24 protein-coding genes are annotated in these 25,121 nt (G+C 63.6%); 16 read left to right on the plus strand and 8 right to left on the minus strand.

Annotated elements, in window-relative coordinates; all coding sequences use genetic code 11:
* Positions 1-45: 45 nt before the first annotated feature.
* Positions 46-1,236 (minus strand): methionine adenosyltransferase, encoded by a 1,191-nt coding sequence (gene metK / locus P7A97_RS01875; RefSeq protein WP_277688224.1) that lies wholly within the window; start codon positions 1,234-1,236, stop codon positions 46-48.
* A gap of 13 nt (positions 1,237-1,249) precedes the next feature.
* On the minus strand, positions 1,250-2,245 hold the full coding sequence (locus P7A97_RS01880) for a metalloregulator ArsR/SmtB family transcription factor (protein WP_277688225.1): 996 nt from the start codon (positions 2,243-2,245) through the stop codon (positions 1,250-1,252).
* A 187-nt stretch (positions 2,246-2,432) separates the two neighbouring features.
* Here P7A97_RS01880 and tkt point away from each other — a divergent pair, with 187 nt between their 5' ends.
* From tkt to P7A97_RS01930, 10 genes are all read left to right on the plus strand, one after another.
* Positions 2,433-4,433, plus strand: a complete 2,001-nt coding sequence (tkt, locus tag P7A97_RS01885; RefSeq protein ID WP_277688226.1) for a transketolase — start codon at positions 2,433-2,435, stop codon at positions 4,431-4,433.
* A gap of 118 nt (positions 4,434-4,551) precedes the next feature.
* A complete protein-coding gene (gene epd, locus P7A97_RS01890; protein ID WP_277688227.1) occupies positions 4,552-5,601 on the plus strand; it encodes an erythrose-4-phosphate dehydrogenase in 1,050 nt (349 codons plus the stop codon).
* A 23-nt stretch (positions 5,602-5,624) separates the two neighbouring features.
* A complete protein-coding gene (locus P7A97_RS01895; RefSeq protein WP_277688228.1) occupies positions 5,625-6,788 on the plus strand; it encodes a phosphoglycerate kinase in 1,164 nt (387 codons plus the stop codon).
* Between the two features lie 112 nt (positions 6,789-6,900).
* The gene (locus tag P7A97_RS01900; protein WP_277688229.1) at positions 6,901-7,089 is read left to right on the plus strand and encodes a hypothetical protein; all 189 of its coding nucleotides are present in this window, start codon (positions 6,901-6,903) and stop codon (positions 7,087-7,089) included.
* A 9-nt stretch (positions 7,090-7,098) separates the two neighbouring features.
* Positions 7,099-7,419 (plus strand): MliC family protein, encoded by a 321-nt coding sequence (locus P7A97_RS01905; protein WP_277688230.1) that lies wholly within the window; start codon positions 7,099-7,101, stop codon positions 7,417-7,419.
* A 147-nt stretch (positions 7,420-7,566) separates the two neighbouring features.
* Positions 7,567-8,631: a class II fructose-bisphosphate aldolase gene (gene fba / locus P7A97_RS01910; protein ID WP_021698963.1), complete on the plus strand. Its 1,065-nt coding sequence runs from the start codon at positions 7,567-7,569 to the stop codon at positions 8,629-8,631.
* 59 nt (positions 8,632-8,690) lie between these two features.
* A complete protein-coding gene (locus tag P7A97_RS01915) occupies positions 8,691-9,131 on the plus strand; it encodes a hypothetical protein (RefSeq protein ID WP_277688231.1) in 441 nt (146 codons plus the stop codon).
* 247 nt (positions 9,132-9,378) lie between these two features.
* Positions 9,379-10,431 carry a cyclic nucleotide-binding domain-containing protein gene (locus tag P7A97_RS01920; RefSeq protein WP_277688232.1) on the plus strand — a complete coding sequence of 351 codons (1,053 nt, stop codon included), beginning with the start codon at positions 9,379-9,381 and terminating at the stop codon, positions 10,429-10,431.
* A gap of 54 nt (positions 10,432-10,485) precedes the next feature.
* Positions 10,486-10,980 (plus strand): M48 family metallopeptidase, encoded by a 495-nt coding sequence (locus P7A97_RS01925; RefSeq protein WP_277688233.1) that lies wholly within the window; start codon positions 10,486-10,488, stop codon positions 10,978-10,980.
* A gap of 265 nt (positions 10,981-11,245) precedes the next feature.
* Positions 11,246-12,034, plus strand: coding sequence for a transporter substrate-binding domain-containing protein (locus P7A97_RS01930; protein ID WP_277688375.1), 789 nt, complete (start codon positions 11,246-11,248; stop codon positions 12,032-12,034).
* A gap of 16 nt (positions 12,035-12,050) precedes the next feature.
* Here the strand turns inward: P7A97_RS01930 and P7A97_RS01935 are convergent, their stop codons facing one another.
* Positions 12,051-12,521, minus strand: coding sequence for a transcription elongation factor GreAB (locus P7A97_RS01935; RefSeq protein ID WP_277688234.1), 471 nt, complete (start codon positions 12,519-12,521; stop codon positions 12,051-12,053).
* A gap of 92 nt (positions 12,522-12,613) precedes the next feature.
* Here P7A97_RS01935 and P7A97_RS01940 point away from each other — a divergent pair, with 92 nt between their 5' ends.
* Positions 12,614-13,411, plus strand: a complete 798-nt coding sequence (locus tag P7A97_RS01940) for a transporter substrate-binding domain-containing protein (RefSeq protein WP_277688235.1) — start codon at positions 12,614-12,616, stop codon at positions 13,409-13,411.
* Between the two features lie 4 nt (positions 13,412-13,415).
* On the opposite strand, the gene P7A97_RS01945 is transcribed toward P7A97_RS01940, so the two are convergent.
* Positions 13,416-13,868, minus strand: a complete 453-nt coding sequence (locus tag P7A97_RS01945; protein ID WP_277688236.1) for a GNAT family N-acetyltransferase — start codon at positions 13,866-13,868, stop codon at positions 13,416-13,418.
* Between the two features lie 75 nt (positions 13,869-13,943).
* Positions 13,944-14,801: an AraC family transcriptional regulator gene (locus P7A97_RS01950; RefSeq protein ID WP_277688237.1), complete on the minus strand. Its 858-nt coding sequence runs from the start codon at positions 14,799-14,801 to the stop codon at positions 13,944-13,946.
* 458 nt (positions 14,802-15,259) lie between these two features.
* Here P7A97_RS01950 and P7A97_RS01955 point away from each other — a divergent pair, with 458 nt between their 5' ends.
* The 5 genes from P7A97_RS01955 (at position 15,260) to P7A97_RS01975 (ending at position 19,021) form a co-directional block, all read left to right on the plus strand.
* Positions 15,260-16,150 (plus strand): hypothetical protein, encoded by an 891-nt coding sequence (locus P7A97_RS01955; RefSeq protein ID WP_277688238.1) that lies wholly within the window; start codon positions 15,260-15,262, stop codon positions 16,148-16,150.
* A 195-nt stretch (positions 16,151-16,345) separates the two neighbouring features.
* On the plus strand, positions 16,346-16,708 hold the full coding sequence (locus P7A97_RS01960) for a hypothetical protein (RefSeq protein WP_277688239.1): 363 nt from the start codon (positions 16,346-16,348) through the stop codon (positions 16,706-16,708).
* The gene (locus P7A97_RS01965; protein ID WP_277688240.1) at positions 16,645-17,187 is read left to right on the plus strand and encodes a hypothetical protein; all 543 of its coding nucleotides are present in this window, start codon (positions 16,645-16,647) and stop codon (positions 17,185-17,187) included. The genes P7A97_RS01960 and P7A97_RS01965 overlap by 64 nt, the downstream gene beginning before the upstream one ends.
* Before the next feature lie 123 nt (positions 17,188-17,310).
* A complete protein-coding gene (locus tag P7A97_RS01970; protein WP_277688241.1) occupies positions 17,311-18,156 on the plus strand; it encodes an HDOD domain-containing protein in 846 nt (281 codons plus the stop codon).
* Between the two features lie 19 nt (positions 18,157-18,175).
* Positions 18,176-19,021: a hypothetical protein gene (locus P7A97_RS01975; RefSeq protein WP_277688242.1), complete on the plus strand. Its 846-nt coding sequence runs from the start codon at positions 18,176-18,178 to the stop codon at positions 19,019-19,021.
* An 82-nt stretch (positions 19,022-19,103) separates the two neighbouring features.
* Here the strand turns inward: P7A97_RS01975 and P7A97_RS01980 are convergent, their stop codons facing one another.
* The 3 genes from P7A97_RS01980 to P7A97_RS01990 form a co-directional block, all read right to left on the minus strand.
* Positions 19,104-20,288: an NAD(P)/FAD-dependent oxidoreductase gene (locus P7A97_RS01980; RefSeq protein WP_277688376.1), complete on the minus strand. Its 1,185-nt coding sequence runs from the start codon at positions 20,286-20,288 to the stop codon at positions 19,104-19,106.
* A 231-nt stretch (positions 20,289-20,519) separates the two neighbouring features.
* Complete coding sequence (gene yccS / locus P7A97_RS01985; RefSeq protein ID WP_277688243.1) at positions 20,520-22,712, minus strand: YccS family putative transporter; 2,193 nt, start codon at positions 22,710-22,712, stop codon at positions 20,520-20,522.
* 178 nt (positions 22,713-22,890) lie between these two features.
* Entirely contained in the window at positions 22,891-25,005 is a 2,115-nt protein-coding gene (locus tag P7A97_RS01990; RefSeq protein WP_277688244.1) for a TonB-dependent siderophore receptor, read from the minus strand.
* Positions 25,006-25,121: the final 116 nt, after the last annotated feature.

Here is a 25,121-nt window from a genome sequence, read left to right on the forward strand (position 1 = left end):
AAAAAGCCCCGCACATGCGGGGCTTCTGGCGTTGCTGCCTGTGGCTCAGAGGCCGGCCGCCGCGCGCAGGGCGTCGACCTTGTCGGTCTTCTCCCAAGTGAATGTGCTGAAGGTGTCGTTGCCGACGGTCTTCTGCTGCGGGGTGCGGCCGAAGTGGCCGTAGGCCGCGGTGTCGCGGTACATCGGGTGCAGCAGGTCGAGCATCTTGGTGATGGCATAGGGGCGCAGGTCGAACACTTCGCGCACCAGCTGGATGATCTTCTCCTCGGCGATCTTGTGGGTGCCGAAGGTGTTGAGCGAGATGGAGGTCGGCTGTGCCACGCCGATGGCGTAGGACACCTGAATCTCGCAACGCTCGGCCAGGCCGGCGGCGACGATGTTCTTGGCCACGTAGCGGCCGGCGTAGGCGGCCGAGCGGTCGACCTTGGACGGGTCCTTGCCGGAGAAGGCGCCACCGCCGTGGCGGGCCATGCCGCCGTAGCTGTCGACGATGATCTTGCGCCCGGTCAGACCGCAGTCGCCCACCGGGCCGCCGATCACGAAGTTGCCGGTCGGGTTGATGTGGAACTGGGTGTCCTTGTGCAGCAGTTCGGCCGGCAGGGTGTGCTTGATGATCAGCTCCATCACCGCCTCGCGCAGGTCAGGCAGCGCGACATCCGGGTTGTGCTGGGTGGACAGCACCACGGCGTCGATGCCGACCACCTTGCCGTCTTCATAGCGGCAGGTGACCTGGCTCTTGGCGTCCGGGCGCAGCCACGGCAGCAGGCCGGACTTGCGCGCCTCGGCCTGGCGCTCGACCAGGGCGTGGGAGAAGCGGATCGGCGCCGGCATCAGCACGTCGGTTTCGTTGCTGGCGTAGCCGAACATCAGGCCCTGGTCGCCGGCGCCCTGGTCTTCCGGCTTGGCGCGGTCGACGCCCTGGTTGATGTCCGGGGACTGCTTGCCAATGATGTTCATCACGCCGCAGGTGGCGCCGTCGAAGCCGACGTCGGAGCTGGTGTAGCCGATGTCGCAGATCACGTCGCGGACGATCTGCTCCAGGTCGACCCAGGCGCTGGTGGTGACTTCGCCGGCGACGATGGCGACGCCGGTCTTGACCAGGGTCTCCACGGCCACGCGGGCGTGCTTGTCCTGGGCGATGATGGCGTCGAGGACGGCATCGGAAATCTGGTCGGCGATCTTGTCCGGGTGGCCTTCGGACACGGATTCGGAGGTAAACAGGGAGTATTCGCTCATTTCAAAGTCCTATTCATTCCTGAGGTTGCTTCGCATCCGGCTTGGCGAAGTGCCGTACCTGAATCTGAAAGCCGTTCTTGAGGCCCACATAGAGGCTCTCGCCGGGCATGAGCCCCGCGGCGTCGGCCCAGCGGGCCAGTTCTTCCTGTTCGAAGCCAAGCCAGAGATCACCGCAGGCCGTCCTGGCCCAGCTCTGGTCATGGCTGCATAACTCGGTGATCAACAGGCTGCCGCTTGGCTTGACCAGGCGGGCCAGTTGTTTGAGCGCCTCGGCCGGGGCGGCGAAATGGTGCAGCACCATGTTCACCACCACGCAGTTGGCGGCGTCGATGTCGTCGATGAGGGCGTCGGCGAGCTTGAGTTCGACATTGCCCAGTTGTTCTGTCTGGCAGCGCTGGTGCGCCAGCTCCAGCATCGCCTCGCTGTTATCCAGGGCTGCCACGTGGCCGAAGCGCCGGGCCAGGTCGGGCAGGAAACCGCCATCGCCGGGGCCGACCTCCAGCGCGCTCGCGCTGCCGGGGAAGCCCAGGGCGTCGAGCAGGGCCAGCACGCTGTCGCGGTACTGCGGCAGACCGGCGATCAGGTCCTGCTGGGCCTGGAACTTGTCTGCGCTGCGGGCAAAGTAGTCGCGGCTGGCCGCGGCGCGCTGGGCGTGCACGGCGGCGATGCGCGCGCGCACGTCCTCGGCCAGTTGCAGGGCATCGACTTCATTGAGCAGGGCGCTGTGCAGCACGCCGCCGAGCAGTTCGCTCTGAGGCAGGGCGCGGCGATAGAAGATCGCATTGCCCTCGCGGCGGGTCGCCACCAGTCCGGCCTGGGCCAGTACCTTGAGGTGGTGGCTCATGCCGGACTGGCCGATGGCAAAGATCTGCGCCAGCTCCAGCACGCCGAACGAGTCGTTGGCCAGCGCGCGCAGCACGTTCAGACGCAGCGGATCGCCGCCGGCCTTGCACAGGGCGGCGAGTTCGTCGGCGGGCTCGAAGTGGAGCTGAGGTGCGCGCGCATTCATGGGGACGGCAGTCTAGTCGGTCATTTTTCAGGCAGCAACACCAATATCAAAAAGTTTTGATATTTGCTTTCGGGTTTTTTTGCAGTGAATGGTGGCGGGCATCGACCATCTGTCATTGCCCCTGAGTGCCAGGCTGGGCGAAAATACGCGCCTTTTTCCGTGACCCGTCCCCCCAGGAGATTTTTCGATGCCCAGCCGTCGTGAGCGAGCCAATGCCATTCGTGCGCTCAGCATGGATGCCGTGCAAAAGGCCAACAGCGGCCACCCCGGTGCCCCCATGGGCATGGCGGACATCGCCGAAGTGCTGTGGCGTGACTACCTGAAGCACAACCCGCAGAACCCTAACTGGGCTGATCGCGACCGTTTCGTGCTGTCCAACGGTCACGGTTCGATGCTGATCTACTCGCTGCTGCACCTGACCGGCTACGACCTGGGTATCGACGACCTCAAGCAGTTCCGTCAGCTGCACAGCCGCACCCCGGGTCACCCGGAATACGGCTACACCCCGGGCGTGGAGACCACCACCGGTCCGCTGGGCCAGGGCATCGCCAACGCCGTCGGTTTCGCCATCGCCGAGAAGGTGCTGGGTGCGCAGTTCAACCGCGACGGTCATACCGTCGTCGACCACTTCACCTACGCCTTCCTCGGCGACGGCTGCATGATGGAAGGCATCAGCCATGAAGTCTGCTCGCTGGCCGGCACCCTGGGCCTGGGCAAACTGATCGCCTTCTACGACGACAACGGCATCTCCATCGACGGCGAAGTCCACGGCTGGTTCACCGACGACACCCCGGCGCGCTTCGAGTCCTATGGCTGGCAGGTGATCCGCAATGTCGACGGTCACGATGCCGAAGAAATCAAGATCGCCATCGAGACCGCGCGCAAGTCCACCGACCGCCCGACCCTGATCTGCTGCAAGACGGTGATCGGCTTCGGTTCGCCGAACAAGGGTGGCAAGGAAGAGTGCCACGGCGCGCCGCTGGGCAACGACGAGATCGCCGCCACCCGCGCGCAGCTGGGCTGGAACCACGGCCCGTTCGAGATCCCGGCCGAGATCTACGCCGAGTGGGACGCCAAAGAAGCCGGCGCCGCCCGCGAAGCCGATTGGGACCTGCGTTTCGCCGCCTATGCCGCCGCGCATCCGGAGCTGGCCGCCGAGCTCAAGCGTCGCCTGGCCGGTGAACTTCCGGCCGACTTCGCCGAGAAGTCTGCTGCCTACGTGGCCGAAGTCGCCGCCAAGGGCGAGACCATCGCCAGCCGCAAGGCCAGCCAGAACGCGCTGAACGCCTTCGGCCCGCTGCTGCCGGAATTCCTCGGCGGCTCGGCCGACCTGGCCGGTTCCAACCTGACCCTGTGGAAAGGCTGCAAGGGCGTCTCCGCTGACGATGCCGCCGGCAATTACCTGTTCTACGGCGTGCGCGAGTTCGGCATGAGCGCGATCATGAATGGCGTCGCCCTGCATGGCGGCTTCATTCCCTACGGCGCGACCTTCCTGATCTTCATGGAATACGCGCGCAACGCCGTGCGCATGGCGGCGCTGATGAAGCAGCGCGTGCTGTTCGTGTTCACCCACGACTCCATCGGCCTGGGCGAAGACGGTCCGACCCACCAGCCGATCGAACAGCTGGCCAGTCTGCGCGGCACGCCAAACCTGGACACCTGGCGCCCGGCCGATGCCGTGGAGTCCGCCGTGGCCTGGAAGTACGCCATCGAGCGCGCAGACGGCCCGTCCGCGCTGATCTTCAGCCGCCAGAACCTGCCGCACCAGGCGCGTGACGCCCAGCAGCTGGCCGATGTGGCCCGCGGCGGCTATGTGCTGAAGGACTGCGCCGGCGAGCCGGAGCTGATCCTGATCGCCACCGGTTCGGAAGTCGGTTTGGCCGTGCAGGCGTTCGACAAGCTGAGCGAGCAGGGCAAGCATGTGCGCGTGGTGTCGATGCCGTCGACCAGCGTGTTCGACCAGCAGGATGCTGCCTACAAGCAGGCCGTGTTGCCGCTGCAGGTGGGGGCGCGCATCGCCATCGAGGCCGCCCATACCGACTTCTGGTACAAGTACGTCGGCCTGGAAGGGCGCATCATCGGCATGACCACCTTCGGTGAATCGGCGCCGGCCGCCCAGCTGTTCGAGGAGTTTGGCTTCACCGTGGCCAATATCCTGGAAACCGCCGCCGAGCTGCTGGACGCCTGAGTCACCCCTCTCCCGCTTGCGGGAGAGGGGCAGGGGGAGAGGGCTGCGTTGCCGGCGACCCTCTCCCCATCCCTCTCCCATGAATGGGAGAGGGGCTGCCATGTCATCGAGAGAGCCCATGCCCAACGCCCGCCCCTACAAAGTCGCCCTCAACGGCTACGGCCGTATCGGCCGCTGCGTGCTGCGTGCCCTGCACGAGCGCGGCGCGGCGGCGGGTATTGAGGTGGTGGCGCTGAACGATCTGGCCGACCAGGCCAGCATCGAATACCTGACCCGCTTCGACTCCACCCACGGGCGCTTCCCCGGCGAGGTGAAGGTCGACGGCGATTGCCTGCATATCAATGGCAATTGCGTGAAGGTGCTGCGCAGCGCCGAGCCGGAAGGCATCGACTGGGCGGGCCTGGGCATTGACCTGCTGCTGGAATGTTCCGGCCAGTACACCACCCGTGTGCAGGCCCAGCGTTTCCTGCATGCCGGCGCGCCGCGCGTGCTGCTGTCGCAACCGATGGCCAGCGAGGCGGATATCGACGCCACCGTGGTGTTCGGCGTCAACCAGCAGCACTTGACGGGTGCCGAGCGCCTGGTGTCCAACGCCTCCTGCACCACCAACTGCGCGGTGCCGCTGCTCAAGCTGCTGAACGAGACGCTGGGCATTGAGTACGTGTCGATCACCACCATCCACTCGGCGATGAACGACCAGCCGGTGATCGATGCCTATCACCACGAAGACCTGCGCCGCACGCGCTCGGCCTTCCAGTCGGTGATTCCGGTTTCCACCGGCCTGGCGCGGGGCATCGAACGCCTGCTGCCGGAGCTTCAGGGCCGCGTGCAGGCCAAGGCGATTCGCGTACCGACGGTTAACGTCTCCTGTCTGGATATCACCCTGCAGGTGGCACGCGACACCAGTGCCGCCGAGATCAACGCCGTGCTGCGCCAGGCCGCCGAGAACGGCCCGCTCAAGGGCCTGCTGGCCTACACCGAGCTGCCCCATGCCAGCTGCGACTTCAACCACGACGCTCATTCGGCCATTGTCGACGGCAGCCAGACCCGGGTTTCCGGCCCGCGCCTGGTTAACCTGCTGGCCTGGTTCGACAACGAATGGGGCTTCGCCAACCGCATGCTCGACGTCGCGGAACATTTCCTCGCCGTCGCCAATTCCTCCAAGTAACCAGCCCCCGTGAAGGACTGACCATGACCGTTCTGAAGATGACCGATCTCGACCTCGCCGGTAAGCGCGTGCTGATCCGCGAAGACCTCAACGTGCCGGTGAAGGACGGCGTGGTAAAGAGCGATGCGCGCATCCTCGCCGCGCTGCCGACCATCAAGCTGGCCCTGGAGAAGGGCGCGGCGGTGATGGTCTGCTCGCACCTGGGCCGTCCGACCGAGGGCGAGTTCTCCGAGGAGAACAGCCTGGCGCCGGTCGCCGTCTACCTTTCCAAGGCCCTGGGCCGCGACGTGCCGCTGGTCAAGGACTACCTTGGCGGTGTCGAGGTCAAGGCTGGCGAGCTCGTGCTGTTCGAGAACGTGCGCTTCAACAAGGGCGAGAAGAAGAACGCCGACGAGCTGGCCCAGCAGTACGCGGCCCTGTGCGACGTGTTCGTGATGGACGCCTTTGGCACCGCCCACCGCGCCGAGGGCTCGACCCACGGCGTGGCTAAGTTCGCCAAGGTTGCGGCGGCCGGCCCGCTGCTGGCCGCCGAGCTGGAAGCCCTGGGCAAGGCCCTGGACAAGCCGGCCCGACCGATGCTGGCGATCGTCGCCGGCTCCAAGGTGTCGACCAAGCTCGACGTGCTTAACTCGCTGGCCGACATCTGTGACTCGCTGATCGTCGGCGGCGGCATCGCCAACACCTTCCTCGCGGCTGCCGGCCTGCCGGTGGGCAAGTCGCTGTACGAAGCCGATCTGGTCGAGACCGCCAAGGCCATCGCGGCCAAGGTCAGCGTGCCGCTGCCGGTCGACGTGGTGGTCGCCAAGGCTTTCGCCGAAGACGCCGAGGCCACCGTCAAGGCAGTTAAGGACGTCGCCGAGGATGACATGATCCTGGATATCGGCCCGCAGACCGCCGCGCAGTTCGCCGAGATGCTCAAGGCCTCGCAGACCATTCTGTGGAACGGCCCGGTCGGCGTGTTCGAGTTCGACCAGTTCGGCAACGGCACCAAGGCGCTGGCCCAGGCCATCGCCGAGAGCCCGGCCTTCTCCATCGCCGGTGGTGGCGACACCCTGGCGGCGATCGACAAGTATGGCGTGGGCGAGCAGATCTCCTACATCTCCACCGGGGGTGGTGCCTTCCTCGAGTTCGTCGAAGGCAAGGTGCTGCCGGCGGTGGCAGTGCTGGAAGCGCGCGCCAAGGCCTGATACAGCGCACTGCCGGTCTTGCCCTGCTAGGGTGAAAGACGAGCCTCGGTACTGCCTCGGTTAAACCCTGGGCAGTTCGGGTTGTCCGATTTCTCGTGCAAGGAGTAAGGCCATGACCAGGTGGATGCTGCTGGGGGTTGTCGGTGTGCTGTTGGCGGGTTGCGCGGGTGATGCCCGCGAAAAGGCCTGCAGGGTGTTCAGCCCCGCGCAGATTGAAACGCCGAGTAGCCAGGGCGCGGAGCGCATGGACGGGCAGGGCGGTGGTGCCAATGGCGGCATGCCCAGCCAGCGTTGTGATTGAGGAGAGCGAATGAAAGGCTTGTGGCTGGTTGGGGTGCTTACTGCGCCGCTGTGGCTATCGGCGTGCGCCGATCAGCCTGTCGCACATGATCAGTGGACCCGCTGGGTTTGCGACAATCACACCGAGGTGTTGTGGCGCCCGGCAGGTGAGGATGCGATCGATCTGCGCCTCGGCGGCAGTGATATCGCCCACCGCCTCAAGCGTCAGCCCGCGGCCTCGGGGGAGCTGTACAGCGACCCGATCCTGGCCTTCCACTCCAAGGGTGAGGAAGGGCTGGTGTACCGGGTCGGCAGTGAGCAGGTCGTCGGGCGCAACTGTAAGGCGCGCTGAGCGGCGAGGATTTTGCAACAACCGCGTGGCCAACTGGCCGCGCGCACCGGAAGCGGGCGAAGCCGTACCTTCCGGATAACTTGAACCAGGCCTGCCCGTGGGGCAGGCTGCACGATTAACGACCCTTTTTCCGGGAGACAGGAACACATGGCACTGATCAGCATGCGTCAGATGCTGGACCACGCCGCCGAATTCGGCTACGGCGTGCCGGCTTTCAACGTCAACAACCTCGAGCAGATGCGCGCCATCATGGAAGCGGCCGACAAGACCGATTCCCCGGTGATCGTCCAGGCCTCGGCCGGTGCTCGCAAGTACGCTGGTGCCCCCTTCCTGCGCCACCTGATCCTGGCCGCCATCGAAGAATTCCCGCACATCCCGGTGTGCATGCACCAGGACCACGGCACCAGCCCGGATGTATGCCAGCGCTCGATCCAGCTGGGCTTTTCCTCGGTGATGATGGACGGCTCGCTGAAGGAAGACGGCAAGACCCCGGCCGACTATGACTATAACGTGCGCGTCACCCAGCAGACCGTGGCCTTCGCCCACGCCTGCGGCGTGTCCGTGGAAGGCGAGCTGGGCTGCCTGGGCAGCCTGGAAACCGGTATGGCCGGTGAAGAAGACGGCGTTGGCGCCGAAGGCGTGCTGGACCACAGCCAGCTGCTGACCGACCCGGAAGAGGCCGCGGCCTTCGTCAAGGCTACCCAGGTCGATGCCCTGGCCATCGCTATCGGCACCAGCCACGGCGCCTACAAGTTCACCAAGCCGCCGACCGGCGACGTGCTGTCGATCGAGCGCATCAAGGAAATCCACAAGCGCATCCCCAACACCCACCTGGTGATGCACGGCTCCTCCTCGGTACCGCAGGAGTGGCTGAAGGTGATCAACGAGTTCGGCGGCGACATCAAGGAAACCTACGGCGTGCCGGTCGAGGAGATCGTCGAGGGCATCAAGCACGGCGTGCGCAAGGTCAACATCGACACCGACCTGCGTCTAGCCTCCACCGGTGCGATCCGCCGCATGATGGCCGAGCACCCGAGTGAGTTTGACCCGCGCAAGTTCTTCGCCAAGACCATCGTGGCCATGCGTGACATCTGCATCGCCCGCTACGAAGCCTTCGGCACCGCCGGCAACGCCTCCAAGATCAAGCCGATCTCCCTGGAAGGCATGTACCAGCGTTACGCCAGTGGCGAGCTGGCCGCCAAGGTCAACTAAGCGACCTGTTGCACCGAAAGCCCCGCTCCGCGGGGCTTTCTCGTATTGGGGAGGTCGATATGTCGTCACGTAGCCTGGCGCTCGGTGCGTTACTGCTGTTGGCCGGCTGTGCCGGCCAGGCGCCGATCGAGGAGGGGAACACCCCTGTCGTTGTCGTGCCGAGTGATCCGCAGCACTGCATCACGCGCGCCGAGTGCACGACCAAGGTTTCGCGCACTTTATTGTTTGTCTTTGACTACGCCGCGGCTGGTGGCGACCTGGTCCGGCGCCGCGAGCGCCTGTTGTTCACGCCGGCGGAGGCTGCGCCGAGCGACTGGCCTGCAATTCGCATTCACCTGGCCGAGCCGGTCGACGGTCGCTTCGCGTTCAGCGCCGAGTGCCGACGGCAATCCTGTCGTTACACCCCCGAGCAGTTGCTGCGGGTCTACCGCAGCTACCTGGCCGATCAGCCCTGTTCGCTGCTGCTGGACAGTGCGGTGCGGGTTTGCCCGCAGCGCTGAGTGAAAACTGAGCGGGGCCGTGCAGGTCGCGGGCTCTCTGGGCTGCCGCGTTTGCTCCCGCGGTTATCCACAGATTCATCCCCGATTTCTGTGCGCAACTCATTGAATGGCAATGAGTTATTCAGCGGGCGGGGTGATCCGACCAGTGTCAGTGCCGGGATGCTGGCCTGGCGCTATCGTTAATGCATCCTTGGCAATGGAGCGCCCACTGTGCGCAGGGCTGCGCTTCATTGTGGAGGTGCTTGCCATGCCCAACGAACCCTCCCGACTGACCTGCGAGCAGTTGAGCAGCTTCAGTCCGATGGATTTCCTGACCCCGCACTACCGCCAGCAGCTGCATGCCAGCCTCAACTATCTGCAGCGCCCGGCGGGGACGCCGCTGCTGCGCAGAGGCGAGCGCTCCCTGGCGCAGTACTACCTGCTGGCCGGCAAGGTCAGTGTCGAGGATGGCACTGGCAAGCGTGCGCTTGAAGGGGGCTCGCCCGAGGCGCACCTGCCGTTGAATCCGGGGCCGACCAATCCCGTCACGGTTCGTGCCGTCACCGATGTCTGCCTGTTCGCCGTCGAGCATCACCTGCTGGAGCGGTTGTTGAGCTGGAGCCAGGAGGCGGCCTATGAAGTCAGCAGCCTGACGGATCGACAGGAGGAACAGGCTGAAGACGACTGGCTGACCCGTCTGCTGGCGACCCCCCTGTTTGGCCGCCTGCCGCCCTCGCACCTGCATGCGCTGCTGGCCCGTTTCGAATACGTCGAATACCAGGCCGGGACAACGGTGGTGCGTTACGGCGAACCGGGTGAACACTTCTTCGTGATCAAGCATGGGCGGGTGCAGGTTGGGTTGCCCTCGGCCAGTCGTGAACAGCCGACGCTGGTACTGGAGCGGGGCGACTTCTTCGGCGAGGAGGCGCTGATCAGTGGTGCCGTGCGCTCAGCCAGCGTGACCATGCTGGAGAACGGCGAGCTGGCGCGTCTGCACCGTGACGATTTCGTCGAGCTGGTACGCCCGACACTGATTCCGCGCATCAGCACGCAGGATCTGCAGCGCTGGCAGCAGCGCGAGCAGCGCAAGCACCTGCTCCTGGATGTGCGGCTGGCTGCGGAATACCGCTTAGGTCATCTGCCGGAGAGCCTTAGCCTGCCGGTGGCGAGCCTGCGTACCCAGGCGTCGGTGCTCGACCGTTCCACCTGTTATGTGGTGACGCCGGAAGGCGGAATTCGCAGCGAGCTGGCGGTGCACCTGCTCAACCAGCTGGGGTTCGATGCCTACCTGCTGGGTGATGATCGCGAGGCGGTTGCCTGAGCCCGTCGGCCAGGGTCATGCACCATCGGCGCCCCGGCGGTTACACTGGCGCGCATGAGCACCCCCTTCAAATACCTTCAGGGCTACCCGGCGAACCTGCAGCAGCAGGTGATGCAGATGGTCGCGGAAAACCGCCTGGGCGATTACCTGGCCGCGCGTTATCCACAGCGCCATCAGGTGCAAAGCGACAAGGCACTCTACGGCTATGTGCTTGAGCTCAAGCAGGAGTTCCTGCGCAGCGCGCCCGCCATCGACAAGGTCCTCTACGACAATCGTCTCGACCTGACTCACCGGGCTCTTGGTCTGCACACCGCCGTCTCGCGCGTACAAGGCGGCAAGCTCAAGGCGAAGAAGGAGATTCGGGTGGCCAGCCTGTTCCGCGAGGCAGCGCCGGAGTTCCTCAACATGATCGTCGTCCACGAGCTGGCGCACTTGAAGGAAAGCGAGCACAACAAGGCCTTCTACAAGCTGTGCCAGCACATGCTGCCCGACTATCACCAACTGGAGTTCGACCTGCGTCTGTACCTGACCTGGCGCGAGCTGCCCTGACGCTAGCGCTTGCTCGTTTACTGAGCAGGTGCATGCAGCCCGCCGAGCGCCTGGCCTGCAGCGCGCTATCCCCGCTTTATCCACAGACTCATCCCCGTTTGCTGTGGGCAACTGCAGTCGCCAGATGCAGCCGTCACGGCTAAGGTTAATGCGGCCACCGTCGTCAATTGTGTCTGGAGACAAGCCGCATGGGGAGCAATCTGCGCGAAGTTCCGAGGTTGTTGGGCGCCTTGTTTACCTGGTCTTACGAGGGTGTCTCTTGAGCATGAAGCTGGCGGGGCGTCACAGGTTGATCCGTCTTCCCCTGCAGGCTGCGCGGGTTGTTTGTGCGTTGCTCAGTTGCCTGTTTGCCTTCCAAGCCACGGCGCGCGAGTTGCAGGTGGTGGGTACCTATTTCCCTCGCATTTACGAGCAGAGCGCGGATGGTCGTTTCACCGGTCTTGGGCCGGCCGTACTGGAGTCGATGGCGGGATCGCTGCGCAGCGAGTTGCACTTCGAACTACATCCCTGGGCACGCGCCCAACGCATGGTGGAGCGGGGCGAAGCGGACATTCTGGTAGGCCCTTACCGCACCCCTGAGCGTGAGCTGCGTTTTGCCTTTGCCGCCAAGCCTTTCTATCAGGACCGCATCCTGTTCTACGCACGCAGTGACGTTGATGTTGCCTGGAACGGCAACTACGCGGATCTGCAGGGACGACGCGTGGCCGTCGTGCGCGGCTGGGTGTATGGCGGTCAGTTCGAGGCGGCCCGCGAATGGTTGCAGCCTATTTCAGTGGAAAGTGTCGAGAACGGCCTGCGAATGCTGATGGCCGGGCGTATCGAGCTGCTGGCCAGCAATCAGCGCAATACCCTGCCTCACCTGGTGGCGCTGAACCAGCAGGCGAGCGTGCGTGAGTTGTCGCCCTTGATCGATGTGCAGCGAGGCTACTTTGCTTTTCCGCGCGATGCCGCCCATGTCCAGTTGCGCCACCGTTTCGATGAGGCGTTTCAGCATCTGATCGACAACGGTGCGCTGCGCCGCCTGGCAGAGACTTTGGACGTCAGTGTGCCCTAGGCGCAATCTCTGCGGCTCACTCTACCTGCAGCACCTGCCAGCGCACCTGGCCGACCTGTACCCAGTCGCCAGGGCCCTGGCCCAGCAATTGTTGGCCGAGTGGCGCATGCGGGCTGATCAGCAGGATCTCGCCCTGCGCATCGGGAAGCTTGAGTCCGGCGCCGTCCGGGCCCAACAACAGGCGCTGGCGCCGCCCGTCGGTGCCTTCCAGGCATACCAGCGCGCCGAGCTGAATACCGTTTTCGTCCTCATAGGCGCGTAGCTGCATGGCGCGCCACGCAGCCAATGCTCGGCGTATCTCGGCGACCCGGCGCGACTGTCCGGCAGCGAGGTAGGAGGCCTCCAGACCACGGGTGTCGTACTTGTTCTCTGCCTTGCTTTCTTCGTGGGTAGCGGCCTGGTGGGCGGCCTCGGCGGCGGCGATCAGGCTGGCCAGGTCGGCCTCGAGGCGATCGCAGACCTGTTGCTGGAGCAGGAGTTTGTTCATGACTGTATCGGCAGGGGACGAGCGTGCAGGTTAACAGTCGTCTCGAGAGTCGTCGCGAACTAGACTGCCTGCAGTACGGCAAGATGAGGTGCATGGCAATGCATGGCGCTCGTTGGCGTTGGCTGGGATGCCTCTTCGCTTTCTGCCTGTCCGGCGTGTCGCAGGGTGACACGCTGCAGCTCTATACCGAGGAATACCCGCCGATGAACTTCGCGCGCGAAGGGCGGCCGACAGGCATGGCTGTCGACCTGGTGCGCGAGTTGCTGGCGCGCACGGGAGATGGGGCGCGCATTCACCTGGTGCCTTGGGCGCGGGCCTACCGCGAGGCGCAGGGCGAGGCGGGCCACGGAGTGTTCGTGACCATGCGCACCGCCGAGCGCGAGAAACTTTTCAAGTGGGTCGGCCCGGTTGCAGTGGTGATCACCAGTTTCTATGCCCTGAAGGGCTCAGGCATCCGCGTCGAGAATCTGGAGCAGGCCGGCAAGCTGGGCAGCATTGCCGTGCCGCGGCAGTGGTACAGCTATCAGGAGTTGCGCGCGCGCGGCCTGAACAATCTCTATGCGGTGAGTGGGCCGCAGCAGATGATGGACATGCTGCGTCATCGCCGGGTGCCGGTGGTTGTCGCCGACAATGTCACGTTGGAGAGCCTTCTGGCTCTCGGCGGTTTGCGTCTCGAGGAGGTCGAGCCGCTTTATGGTTTTTTGCGCAGCGAAGCCTACATCGCGTTCTCGCCGGCAACCGATGACCGTCTGATTGCGCAGTGGCAGCAGGCGCTGGATTCGATGAAGGCCGACGGCAGCTTCGCCCTGATTTATCGGCGCTGGTTGCCTGGCTCTGATCTCCCGCCCGGGCTGATCACACTGCCTGGAGAGTCTTCACTCGCTCACTGAATGCTCAGGGGCGGCGCATGCCGATATGCGCGATGCCGTCTTCCAGATAGACCTCGGTAACGGGCAGAAAACCGTAGTGCGCGTAGTAGTGGCGCAGGTGAGCCTGGGCCGACAGATAGATAGGCAGTCCCGGCCAGCGCTCGGTGCAGGTGTGCAGGGCCTGCTCCATCAGCTGGTGCCCCAGGCCGGTGCCACGCGCATGTGGGGCGGTCACCACGCGGCCGATCACTACCTCGCCGGCCTGAAACCTTGGGTCGAGCAGACGCAGGTAGGCCAGCAGTTCGTCGCCGTGCCAGGCCATGAGGTGGCAGGTATCACCTTGCAGATCCTGGCCGTCCACTTCCATATAGGGGCAATTCTGCTCCACCACGAAGACGCGGGTACGCAGGGCCAGCAGGGCGTACAGTTCTTCCTTGCTCAGCTGCTCGTGGTGTTTGCAGGACCAGTGAAGGTTCATCGGGGCCTTCTGTGCGGTTTGAGGCCGTTACTTTAACCCGCTTGCCAGAGCAGGCTCGCCAGTTTTTCCACCCGCTTACAGTGCTGTGCATACCTCGACGGGTACGGCTGTTCTGAGCGGGGTCGCCGGCATTTCCGTGAAGATGTAGCGCACGTGGGTACTCTTCGAAAAGGCGTAGGAGAAATTCACACCGAAGAAACCGCTGTAGCAACGCGACAGGTGAGCGGCATCGGTAAAGCCGGCGGCCTTGATGGCCGCGCCGGTCGGCATTCCGGACAAGGCCAGGATGATGAAGTCTATGAGCCTGTACCAGAGCCGGTGCTTGCGCAGCGGTGCGCCTACCTGCTGGCTGAAGAGACGGATCAGGCCGGATTCTGAAAGACCAACCTCTTCGGCCAGCGAGCTGACCGAGATGTTTTGGGCCGCAGTTGATCTGATGCGTTCGACGACGTGGCGAACGCGCGGGTCGATGGGCATCCGCTCGGTACTCGCCCCCTGATAGATGATCGACTCTACGCGGCGCTCTGCCTCGCCCAGGCTTGGTGCGTCTTCACGCAGGCTGAGCAGATCGTGCACGAGGCGTTGTTCGTCGGCGTGATGGTAGTAGACCCCGCCGTGCGACGCGCGCATCTGTCGTTTCAGGGTCAGGAAGTCGGGCTGTGCGGCGTCCAAGTAACAAGAGGAGATGACCGCATCCCGGTTGTCGATGCTGATGCGCGCCCCCGCCGGGATCAGCATGCTCTTGACGCTGACCCAGCGGCTGTCATCGGCCGTTTGAAATTTGATGCTGCCCTCCAGGCTGGTGACCAGTGAAGCTGCACCCGAGTGGAAATTGCGAATGCGCAGCTGCGTGCGGCCCAGGTAGGTGTAGCGGGTTCTGGATATATAGATAAGGGCCGGTGGGGTAGTGGGGCTTATGGTTACAGTCTTCATATTTAATTCTTGTTCTATATGAAAGTTGTAACGTCCCTGGGCTGGGGCGGCTTAAATCCTTTTTGCCGTGGGTTTGCTGCAGGATAGGAGATGGGTAAAACCTGTCAATTGTTCTATCTCGGGTTTGTGAGTTTCGTATGTCGTATAAAGGTATTAATACTTCGGCAAATTAAATACCTGTTAATTGTTCTTGATGGTGTTTTTGGGGCTTGTTTTTTAGGGTTTTCAGGGCGCTTTTCGGTGGGCGTGGTTTGTTGTTACTGATATTCACGGTGCGGGCGTTAAGTGTTTGTTAGTGGGTGCATTCTGCAGCCTCGATATATTTGTATGAATTGAGCCTGGCTGACGATTGTTGGCCGATTGGGCGCTTGCTAGCTTCTCGCCGCCACAGCTCCGATCTGGTTGTAAGGGGGCTGGATCAGGTTTTCCGCAATAACAAATCCAAGAAGGAATAGAACATGGTTTTCAGAGTCTCAGTTGCCAAGACGTTCCTGCTGGCCGCTTCACTGGTGGTCAGCTCCTATGCGGTGTCGGCTCCGTCCGCTCCCTGCTCGAATTGCACCCGTGGCCCGGCGCCGACCGTGGCTTCGCTGAAAGCGTCCAGCGGCCCTTTCAGCACGTCCAAGTTCAGTGTCTCCGGCTACCTGCGTGGCTTCGGTAACAGCACGGTGTATTACCCGACCAACACCACCGGCAAGATGGGCGCCATTGCCGTCATCCCGGGTTATCTGTCCTACGAAAGCAGTATCGAGTGGTGGGGGCCGCGCCTGGCGTCCCATGGTTTCGTGGTCATGACCATGAACACCAACACCATCTACGACCAGCCCGACAGCCGCGCTAACCAGCTCAGCAGCGCACTGGACTACCTGATCAGCCAGAGCAACTCCCGCACCAGCCCGCTGTACAACAAGATCGACAGCACCCGTCTGGGCGCCATCGGCTGGTCGATGGGCGGCGGCGGCTCGCTGAAGCTGTCCACGCAGCGTTCGATCAACGCCATCATCCCCCAGGCGCCGTATTACGCCGGCTACAACACCTTCAACCAGATCACTACGCCGGCACTGATTCTGGCCTGTGAGTCCGATGTCGTGGCGCCGGTGGCGTCCCATGCCTCGCCGTTCTACAACCGCATTCCCAACTCCACGCCCAAGGCCTTCCTGGAAATCAATAACGGTTCGCACTTCTGTGCCAACTCCGGCTACCCGGATGAGGCCTTGCTGGGCCTGTATGGTATCTCGTGGATGAAACGCTTTATCGACTTCGACACTCGCTACAGTCAGTTCCTCTGTGGCCCCAACCACTCTGCCGATTACAGCATTTCCGAATATCGGCAGAACTGCCCGTACTGATCAACTTGTCCAGGGGAAAGCCGTTCGGCTTTCCCCTCTTAGTCTGCAATTTTCGGAGTGACGCGCTTGTATGAACTGCGCGTGATTACTGATTGTTGTCATTTTCCCGCCTTGTTAGTTTTTTTGTTCGCGGCCTTATGCTGATGCGTTATGGCAACGGCTTTTTAACAACAAAAACTAATGAAGGTGACTGTGATGAACGGCAAACTTTCCCTGGCCAGGTTGGCCCTTTTTGCAGCGTCTCTGCTGGCCTGCTCCTATACCTTTTCAGCTCCCAGCCCATCTGCTCCCTGCAGTAACTGCACCCGCGGACCAAACCCCACCGAAGCCTCGCTGAAGGCCAACTCCGGACCATTCAGTGTTTCCCGCTTCAGTGTGTCCGGCTTCCTGCGTGGTTTTGGCAACAGCACGGTGTATTACCCGACCAACACCACCGGCAAGATGGGGGCCATCGCTGTCATTCCCGGCTATCTGTCCTATGAGAGCAGCATCGAATGGTGGGGGCCGCGCCTGGCGACAGCCGCGCTAACCAGCTCAGCAGCGCACTGGACTACCTGATCAGCCAAAGCAACTCACGCACCAGCCCGCTGTACAACAAGATCGACAGTACCCGTCTGGGCGCTATTGGCTGGTCGATGGGGGGCGGCGGTTCGCTGAAGCTGTCCACGCAGCGCTCGATCAACGCCATCATCCCGCAGGCGCCTTACTATGCGGGTTTCAACCGCTTCAACGAGATCAACACGCCTGCCCTGATTCTGGCCTGTGAGTCCGATGTCGTTGCCCCTGTCGCTGTTCATGCTTCGCCGTTCTACAACCGTCTTCCCAACTCGACACCCAAGGCCTTTCTGGAGATCAACAACGGCTCGCACTTCTGTGCCAACTCCGGCTACCCGGACGAGCGCCTGCTGGGTATGTACGGCATCGCCTGGATGAAGCGTTTCATCGACTTCGATACCCGCTACAGCCAGTTCCTCTGCGGCCCCAACCACTCGGCGGATTACAGCATCTCCGAGTACCGTCAGAACTGCCCTTACTGAGGACTGTTCGAACCACCAGCCAAGGGCGGACTTTTTAATCCGCCCTTTTTATTTGTGCCGCCGTGACCTGTGCCTCCACCTACACTCGATGGGGAGAGGCGGAGGTGCACATTGGCGGGTGAAGTGTCCGAGTATGCGATCTACCGGCGGGTGATATCCCAGCTCATGCAGGGGCAGGAGCAGTTGCCGAGCCTGCCGAAGCTGACGCTGGAAATTCGCCGCGCGTTAAAGGATGGGGCGGTGAATACGGCAGTTCTGGCGCGCCTGATCGGCCGTGATCCAGCCTTGTCGGCACTGCTGATGAAGCATGCCTCGTGCGCCCTCTACCGTCATCCGGTAGCCCCCAGGTCCCTGCAGGACGTGATAGCCCAGCTTGGCCTGCGCGAGGTGGATCGCATCACCATGGTGCACAGCGTCAAGAGCCTGTTCACCCTGCACAGCCCAGGGCACAAGCAGCTGTTTACCGATGTTTGGGGGCGCCTCACGCTCAAGGCGGGTATATGCGTTGTGCTTTCCCGCCTACTGGGACGGGTGACGCCGGAGCACGCGCTGCTGGCTTGCCTGCTGGGAGAGGTGGGCTCCCTGGCAGTGCTGTCGGCGTTCAAGGACGGGGCGCAGATTCCCTCCACGCCGCTGTATGCCAAGTTGTGCCGAGAATACAGCGGGTCGCTGGGCGTGATTTTGTTGAAGCAGTGGACGGTGGATGACGAGTACATCCAGGTGATCCGCTGCACGGGTAACTGGCAATACAGCGGCGGGCCGGGCCTGGATCTGATCGATCTGGTCAACCTGGCTCACTACCACGTGTCGAGGGTGAACGATGCCGAGCCTGAGTTACCTCAGCTGCAGACCCTGGCGGCCTATCAGAAGCTGGCACCGCCACTCAATTTGATCAATGCGCGTGGCGAGTTGGAGTTGCTGATCAAGCACTGGGCGGACGTCGATGAGATTGCCAAAACCCTGCACTAGCGTTCTCCTTCCCCTGCTTATGGGGGCTTTCTTTTGGCTACCCGCGCAGGCCGAAGAGCGCTGGGTGGTGGCCGTGGCAGAGTTGCCGGGGCTGGCTGAGCGTGATGGTAGCGGCCCATTGCTGGCGCAGTTGGAGGTGTTGGATCGCCAGCTCGACGGGGTGAGTCTGGACGTGCGCGTAGTGCCCTTTGCGCGCTCCTTGCTGTTGGTACGTCAGGGGCAGGCCGACCTGCAGATGCCCTATATCGGCCTGCCACAGGCGCCTGCAGGTCTGCGCTATGGCCGGCAGGCGCTGGGGCAGGTGAATTTTGCCCTCTACAGTCGGCGCATGGAGCCATTGCGGCGCGAGCAGCTGCTGGCGCCAGGCTGGCTGCTCACGGAGAAAAAACTCGTCGACAGTGGCTTGAGTTCCGAGCTGCAGGAGGCGCTGGCCCCGCTGCTGGGGCGCAGCTGGCGCCTGGAGCAACTGCAGGCACGGATCGGGCCCCGGCCGGAGCTTGATACCCTGGCCTTTCCCTATCGGGTGGAAACCGATCGCGCTCATGCCGAGGTGCTCGGCTTTCCGGCGTTGCCCAGCAACACCATCCGCAGCAGCCTGGAGAAGCTCATGCTCGGGCGTATTCAGGGCTATGTGCTGGCGCCGTTGAACGTCGAGGTGGAGATCGACCGCATGGGCTTGCGTGAACAACTGCAGGCGGTTCGCTTCGCCGACTATCAGGCTCTCTGGCTGGTGGCGGATAGCACGCGTGGCGCTGCAATCGAGCAGCGTTTCAGCGCGGCGCTCAAGGTGTTCAAGGCCAATGTTGAACTCGACCGCGTCGGTCCCGCCTTGCAGGGGCAGGAACACTGGCAGCCCTGGCCCTGAGGGCTCAGCCCTGCCTCGGGGCTTGGGGCAGACAGGCTACGAGCGCTCCGTTCGCGGCTGGCCGCCGTGCTTGTTGTCAGGCTTAAACGTACTCGGCCGCCGCATGCGCCGAGGCCCAGGCCCACTGGAAATTGAAGCCGCCCAGGTGGCCGGTGACGTCCAGCACCTCGCCGATGAAGTACAGCCCCGGCGATTTTTGCGACTCCATGGTCTTCGAAGACACCTCGCGGGTATCGATGCCGCCCAGGGTCACCTCGGCGGTGCGGTAACCCTCGGTTCCGGCAGGCACCAGGCGCCACTCGTTCAAGCGGTTCGCGACTGCACCCAGCTCGGCCGGGGTGTACTGCTTGAGCGGTTTGCTGACGAACCACTGTTCGGCCAGCAGGGTGGCCATCTTCTTGGTGAACAGTTCGGCCAGCAGGGTCTTCAACTCGGTATTGGGACGTTCGCGCTGCTGGGTGGCCAGCCACTCGGGCAGGTCGATATGCGGCAGCAGATCAATTTCGATGGCATCACCCGGGTGCCAGTAGGAGGAAATCTGCAGGATCGCCGGGCCGCTCAGGCCGCGATGGGTGAACAGAATGTTCTCCTTGAAGCTCTGGCCGTTGCAGCTGACTACACAATCTTCCACCGAGGTGCCGGACAGTTCCGTGCACAGCGCCTTGAGCTGCGGCTCGGTGATGGTGAACGGCACCAGGCCGGCGCGGGTCGGCAGCAGGTTGTGGCCGAACTGTTTGGCCACCTGGTAACCGAAGCCGGTGGCGCCGAGGGTGGGAATGGACAGCCCGCCTGTGGCGATCACCAGCGACTCGCAGTTGAACTCGCCGGCGCTGGTGTGCAGACGGTAGCCGCTGTCGGTCTTGGCGATGGTTTCGACCGAGGTGTCCAGGCGCAGGTCGACGCCGTGCTCGTCGCATTCGGCCAGCAGCATGTTGAGGATGTCACTGGCCTTGCGGTCGCAGAACAGCTGGCCGAGCTTCTTCTCGTGGTAAGGCACATCGTGCTTGACCACCAGCTCGATGAAGTCCCACTGGCTGTAGCGGGCCAGGGCCGATTTGCAGAAGTGTGCGTTGTGCGAGAGGAAGTTGGCCGGCTCGCAGTACAGGTTGGTGAAGTTGCAGCGCCCGCCGCCGGACATCAGGATCTTCTTGCCCGGTTTATTGGCGTGATCCAGCAGCAGCACGCTGCGCCCGCGTGCGGCGGCCTTGGCTGCGCACATCAGGCCCGCGGCACCGGCGCCGATGATGATGACCGGGAAGAAGGACAAGGGTTGCACCTCGGTTGTTCGTGGAAGGCGCGCATTCTAGCGGAAAGCGCGGCGGTGCCTGGGGGCAGTCGTCGCGTAGCCCGGTGTTCAGGCGCTTTTTGTGGGAGCGACTTCAGTCGCGATGGCTCTGCGGCTCAGGTGTTTCCCAGGATTTCACCCTGCGCAGCGCTTTTGCAGGGAGGGCTTTCGCGGCTGAAGCCGCTCCCACAGAAAGGCAGGTCCTGCCACAGCTCAAGCCGCCTTGGCCTCACCCTGCTGCGGCTGACGCTTCTGCAGGTGCGCCACCAGCGTGCGCAACGGCGCCAGCTGGCGGCAGATAAGGCCGAGCTGCACCTGCACCAGACGATGGCCCTCGTCCATCTCGTCGGGCAGTTGCTCCAGCTCCTCGGCCAGGGCCTGATCCTGTTCGTCATACACCGCCACGGGCTGGCCGTCGCGCAGGTTGCCGGCGATGGCGTCCAGGGTCTGACTGATATGCGCCACGGCGCGGTCGTGGAGGGCATCGCTGGCATCGTCGGCCAGGCTGGCACGGTGGGCGCCGAGGGCTGACAGGTAGCTGAGCAGGGTGTGTGACAGCACCAGGAAGCGGAAGCCGGTTTCGGCATCCTTACGGAAGTGGCCGGGCTCCAGCAGCATGTTGGACAGGGTGGTCGACAGCGCTGCGTCGGCGTTGTGCGCGTTGCGCCGGGCCAGGCGATAGCTCAGGTCGTCGCGGGCGCCGGACTCATACTGCTGCATGATCTGCAGCAGGTAGCGGCTGTTGCTGCTGAGCGTGCTGGCCAGCACCTGATTGAGTTTGCGCCCCTGCCAGTCGGGCAGGATGAAGAACACCGCCAGGCCGGCGATCACCGTGCCCAGTACGGTATCCACCAGGCGTGGCCAGAGCAGGGCATAGGCATCGCTGATCTGGTTGAAGCACAGCACCACCACCAGGGTCATGGCGCTGGTGGCCAGGGTGTAGCGGTCGACCCGGTTGGTGAAGAACACCACGCCGGCGACCACGGCGAACAGCGACTGCAGCAGCGGGTCGGGGAACAGGCGGATCAGTGCCCAGCCCAGCACCAGGCCGAGCATGGTGCCGCTGACCCGCTGCACCAGGCGCAGACGGGTGGCGCCATAGCTGGGGCGGCAAACGAACAGTGTGGTGAGCAGAATCCAATAGCCCTGCTGTGGGTGAATCCAGTGCAGCAGGCCATAGCCGGCGAGCAGGGCGATGGACAGGCGCAAGGCGTGGCGGAACACCAGGCTAGTCGGCGTGATGTGCTGGCGCAGGCGGGTCAGGGCGTCCTTGAGGTTCTGCGGCGAGCGGTCGAGCAGGGCGCTGTCCTGCTCGTCGGCCAGGGCGTCCGGGTTGCTCGCGCTGGTCAGTTTGCGTTCAAGCGTCGCCAGGTTGCCGGCCAGAGCGCCGAGGGCGCGCAGCAGACGGCGCCAGGCCGGGTTGTTCTGCTCGCGCAGATAGTTCATCGAGGCATCCAGCTCGGCCATGGCCTGGCTGTTGTCGTTGTAGTCGAACGGCTGGCGCAGGCGGATGGCCCGGCCCAGCGCCTGGCAGGCCTTGCCCTGCTGGCTGAGCAGGCGGCCGCAGCGGAACATCACGTCGCTGTGGAAGAAGGCCTCGGCCAGAGCGTTGTAGGGATAGTGCGAAGAGCTGGCGCGCTCGTGGATGTCCTGGGCGATGAAATACAGCTTGAGGTAGCGATTGGTCTTCTGTCCGCTGCGCTTGCGGCTCATACGGTTGAGGATGATTTCCTTGGCCAGGTTCAGCGCGCTCACCACCCGGCCGTTCTGCCGTGCCAGTTCGAGGCGGCGGGCCTCGATGTCGATCTTGCGCACCGGCTCGAACAGCGAGGCTTTCAGGCGCAGATAGGTGCCCAGTTCGTCGAACACCCGCGCCAGTGCCTGCTGCACCGGCTGCTGGCTGAACAGTGCGCTCCACAGTACCGCCAGCAGGCCGTACCAGGCCGCGCCGCAGATCAGCAGCAAAGGCTCCTGCCAGAAGATGCCCTGGGCACCACCGCGATGCTCCAGACCGATGGCGGTATAGATCGCCAAAATCAGGGTGGCCGAAGCGACCGCCGCGTAGCGCTCGCCAATGCCGCCGAGCAGGGTCATGCCGAACGCCGCCAGGGCCAGGCCGGCGCCGAACAGTAGCGGCGTCGGAAACAGCAGTTGTACGGCGCTGGCGGTGGCGGCGAAGCAGATCAGGGTCACGATCAGCGCCTGCAGGCGCCCGCGCCAGTGGTCATCGCTCTCGGCCAGCGCGCTGGCGATGCAGCCGAGGAACAGCGGGATGACGAACTCGATGCGTTCCAGGTACCAGCACAGCGCCATGGCACCGGCGAGGGCGATGAACACCCGAACGCCATAGGTGAACTTCTCGCGCGCCCAGAGCTGGCGCAGGGTGTCATTCAGCGATGAGGACATGGCAGCCTGATAAGTGAATAGGTTCGCCGTGAAGACGGCGGTGAGCCCGCGGGAGGCACCATTTAGTCAGCATTTGCGCAGAGTATTTATCCGCCGGCAATGAAAACGGGCCCGCAGGCCCGTTTTGTCTGGTTCAGGCCACGAGGCTAACTCGTGGCCATCATAACGCCCCAGCGTTTCAGTAGAAGCTATAGGTGAAGCCGGCCTGCACCGTGCGCGGTGCGCCAGGGTAGGCATAGTTCTGGAACCCGCTTTCCTCATAGTCCTCGTTGAACAGGTTCTTCAGGTCGAGGTTGAGGCGCAGCTGCTCGTTGACCTGGTAGTAGCTCAGCAGGTCGACCGTGGTGTAGTCCTCCATCTCGAAGGAGGTCGCATCGGTTTTGCCGGCACGGTCGTCGACATACTTGATGCCGGCGCCCAGGCCCAGGCCGCGGGCGATGCCATCCTGGAACTCATAGACGTTCAGCAGGCTGGCGCTGTTGCGCGGGATGTTGGCCAGACGTGTGCCTTCGGGAATCGAGTTGTCTTCGGTCACTTCGGCATCGACATAGGCGTAACCGGCGATCACCTTCCACTCGGGAGTCAGGTTGCCGGTGATGTTGAGGTCGAAGCCGCGGCTGCGTACTTCACCGGCGGCGATCTGGTAGTTGACGTCGACCGGGTCGACGGTCAGCACGTTCTGTTTGACGATGTGATAGATCGCCGCGTCGACGCTGTACTGCTGGTCGGGCGACTGCCATTTCAGGCCCATCTCGTAGGCCTTGCCTTCCTCCGGGTCGAAGCCATCGCCCTGGCGACTGGCGCCGCTGTTGGGTTTGAACGAGCGCGAGGCGTTGACGTAGGCGTTGAGGTTGTCGGTCAGGCGGTAGGTCAGCCCGACGCGAGGCGTCGTGGCATTGTCCTCGTTACTCCAGCCGCTGCCCGAGACATAGTCGCGGTACTCATGGTCGAAGTGCTCGAAGCGCACACCGATCAGCGCTTGCAGGCGCTCGGTCAGCTGCACCTGGTCCTGGATGAAGGCGGCCATGGTGTCGAGCGTTTCGTAGTTGTCGGTGGGTGTCCGGGTCAGTGCCGGGCGTGCCTGATCGAGTTGTGGGTCAAAGAGGTCGACCGGGTAGGCAGTGGTAGAGCCGCTGGAGCGGCGGATCAGCGACTTGTAGTCGTAGTCTTCATATTCGATGCCGGTGATCAGGGTGTGCTCCAGCCCCAGGGCGGAGAAGTTCCCGGTCAGGTTCAGCTGCGCGTCACGGTCATCCCATTCCAGCTTGCGCCAGCTGAAGTTGCGCCCGAGTGTTCGGCCGTCGGCCTGCAGGCCGTTGGCTTCCACGGCATTGCCCTGCAGGGTGCCGTTGAGGTACTGCACGCCACCGGCCATTGTCCAGTCGTTGTTGAGCAGGTGCTCGAAGCGTAGCTGCACCATTTCGTTGTCGTTGTGCAGCATGTTGTCGCTGCCTTCGCCCCACACGTTGGTGTCGCGCGAGGCGGTACCGGCCTGATTGGCATAGCGGGTCAGGCCGCGATCCAGTGGGTGGTTGTTGCGCAGGATGTCGGCTTCCAGGGTGATCCGCGTGGCGTCGGTGGCTTGCCAGCTGAGCATGGGCGTGACGCCATAGCGTTCGCTCTCCACATTGTCGCGGAAGCTTTCCCCGCCTTCGCCGACCAGATTCAGGCGATAGGTCAGGCGCTGCTCTTCGTCCAGCGCGCCAGTGGCATCCAGGGTGCCGCGTTGCATACCCTGGTCATCGAGCTGACTGCCCACCACCAGGTGGCTCTCGGCCTGCGGCTGCTTGGACACCACATTGAAGGTGCCGCCGGGATCACTGCGGCCGTAGAGGGTCGAGGCGGGGCCGCGCAGGACTTCGACTCGTTCGATGTTGTAGGCGTCCGGTGCATTCGGGTAGCCACGGTTGACCGGGAAGCCGTTGCGATAGAACTCACCGCTGGTGAAACCGCGCACGGTGTAGCCGGTCAGGCCCTGGCCGCCGAAGTTGTTGCCACGGCCGACGCCGCCGGCATAGTCGAGGGCGTCCGTCAGCCGGGTTGCGCCGGTGTCTTCCAGTGCGTCGCGAGTAACGATGCTGATGGATTGCGGCGTGTCGTGTACGGCGCTGTCGGTGCGCGTGGCGCTGGCTGAGCGCGTGGCATGGTAGCCCTTGACGGGACCGTCTGGGCGTTCTGTGCTTTCGGCGTTGGCATCGATGTTGGTGGCGTCCAGTTGCAGCGGTGTGCTTTCGGCCCAAACAGCAGGGGCGTGACAGCTCAAGACACAGAGGGCGAGCAGGGTAAGGCGCATGTCGAGGGAGTTTCCGGAGGGCAGATATTATTGAGTCATTATCTTATTTGATAATGATTGTATTTTATTGGATTGGCCGGGCCATAGGGAAGATGCCTGTGTGCATGGGCTTGCAG

The sequence above is a fragment of the Pseudomonas sp. GOM6 genome, from assembly GCF_029537485.1.
Taxonomy (GTDB): domain Bacteria; phylum Pseudomonadota; class Gammaproteobacteria; order Pseudomonadales; family Pseudomonadaceae; genus Aquipseudomonas.

Excerpts from the sequence above, each read along its gene's own strand:
- metK (WP_277688224.1), bottom strand. The coding sequence starts at position 1,236 with ATGAGCGAATACTCCCTGTTTACCTCCGAATCCGTGTCCGAAGGCCAC.
- P7A97_RS01880 (WP_277688225.1), bottom strand. The coding sequence starts at position 2,245 with ATGAATGCGCGCGCACCTCAGCTCCACTTCGAGCCCGCCGACGAACTC.
- tkt (WP_277688226.1), top strand. The coding sequence starts at position 2,433 with ATGCCCAGCCGTCGTGAGCGAGCCAATGCCATTCGTGCGCTCAGCATG.
- epd (WP_277688227.1), top strand. The coding sequence starts at position 4,552 with ATGCCCAACGCCCGCCCCTACAAAGTCGCCCTCAACGGCTACGGCCGT.
- P7A97_RS01895 (WP_277688228.1), top strand. The coding sequence starts at position 5,625 with ATGACCGTTCTGAAGATGACCGATCTCGACCTCGCCGGTAAGCGCGTG.
- P7A97_RS01900 (WP_277688229.1), top strand. The coding sequence starts at position 6,901 with ATGACCAGGTGGATGCTGCTGGGGGTTGTCGGTGTGCTGTTGGCGGGT.
- P7A97_RS01905 (WP_277688230.1), top strand. The coding sequence starts at position 7,099 with ATGAAAGGCTTGTGGCTGGTTGGGGTGCTTACTGCGCCGCTGTGGCTA.
- fba (WP_021698963.1), top strand. The coding sequence starts at position 7,567 with ATGGCACTGATCAGCATGCGTCAGATGCTGGACCACGCCGCCGAATTC.
- P7A97_RS01915 (WP_277688231.1), top strand. The coding sequence starts at position 8,691 with ATGTCGTCACGTAGCCTGGCGCTCGGTGCGTTACTGCTGTTGGCCGGC.
- P7A97_RS01920 (WP_277688232.1), top strand. The coding sequence starts at position 9,379 with ATGCCCAACGAACCCTCCCGACTGACCTGCGAGCAGTTGAGCAGCTTC.
- P7A97_RS01925 (WP_277688233.1), top strand. The coding sequence starts at position 10,486 with ATGAGCACCCCCTTCAAATACCTTCAGGGCTACCCGGCGAACCTGCAG.
- P7A97_RS01930 (WP_277688375.1), top strand. The coding sequence starts at position 11,246 with ATGAAGCTGGCGGGGCGTCACAGGTTGATCCGTCTTCCCCTGCAGGCT.
- P7A97_RS01935 (WP_277688234.1), bottom strand. The coding sequence starts at position 12,521 with ATGAACAAACTCCTGCTCCAGCAACAGGTCTGCGATCGCCTCGAGGCC.
- P7A97_RS01940 (WP_277688235.1), top strand. The coding sequence starts at position 12,614 with ATGGCAATGCATGGCGCTCGTTGGCGTTGGCTGGGATGCCTCTTCGCT.
- P7A97_RS01945 (WP_277688236.1), bottom strand. The coding sequence starts at position 13,868 with ATGAACCTTCACTGGTCCTGCAAACACCACGAGCAGCTGAGCAAGGAA.
- P7A97_RS01950 (WP_277688237.1), bottom strand. The coding sequence starts at position 14,801 with ATGAAGACTGTAACCATAAGCCCCACTACCCCACCGGCCCTTATCTAT.
- P7A97_RS01955 (WP_277688238.1), top strand. The coding sequence starts at position 15,260 with ATGGTTTTCAGAGTCTCAGTTGCCAAGACGTTCCTGCTGGCCGCTTCA.
- P7A97_RS01960 (WP_277688239.1), top strand. The coding sequence starts at position 16,346 with ATGAACGGCAAACTTTCCCTGGCCAGGTTGGCCCTTTTTGCAGCGTCT.
- P7A97_RS01965 (WP_277688240.1), top strand. The coding sequence starts at position 16,645 with ATGGTGGGGGCCGCGCCTGGCGACAGCCGCGCTAACCAGCTCAGCAGC.
- P7A97_RS01975 (WP_277688242.1), top strand. The coding sequence starts at position 18,176 with ATGGGGGCTTTCTTTTGGCTACCCGCGCAGGCCGAAGAGCGCTGGGTG.
- yccS (WP_277688243.1), bottom strand. The coding sequence starts at position 22,712 with ATGTCCTCATCGCTGAATGACACCCTGCGCCAGCTCTGGGCGCGCGAG.
- P7A97_RS01990 (WP_277688244.1), bottom strand. The coding sequence starts at position 25,005 with ATGCGCCTTACCCTGCTCGCCCTCTGTGTCTTGAGCTGTCACGCCCCT.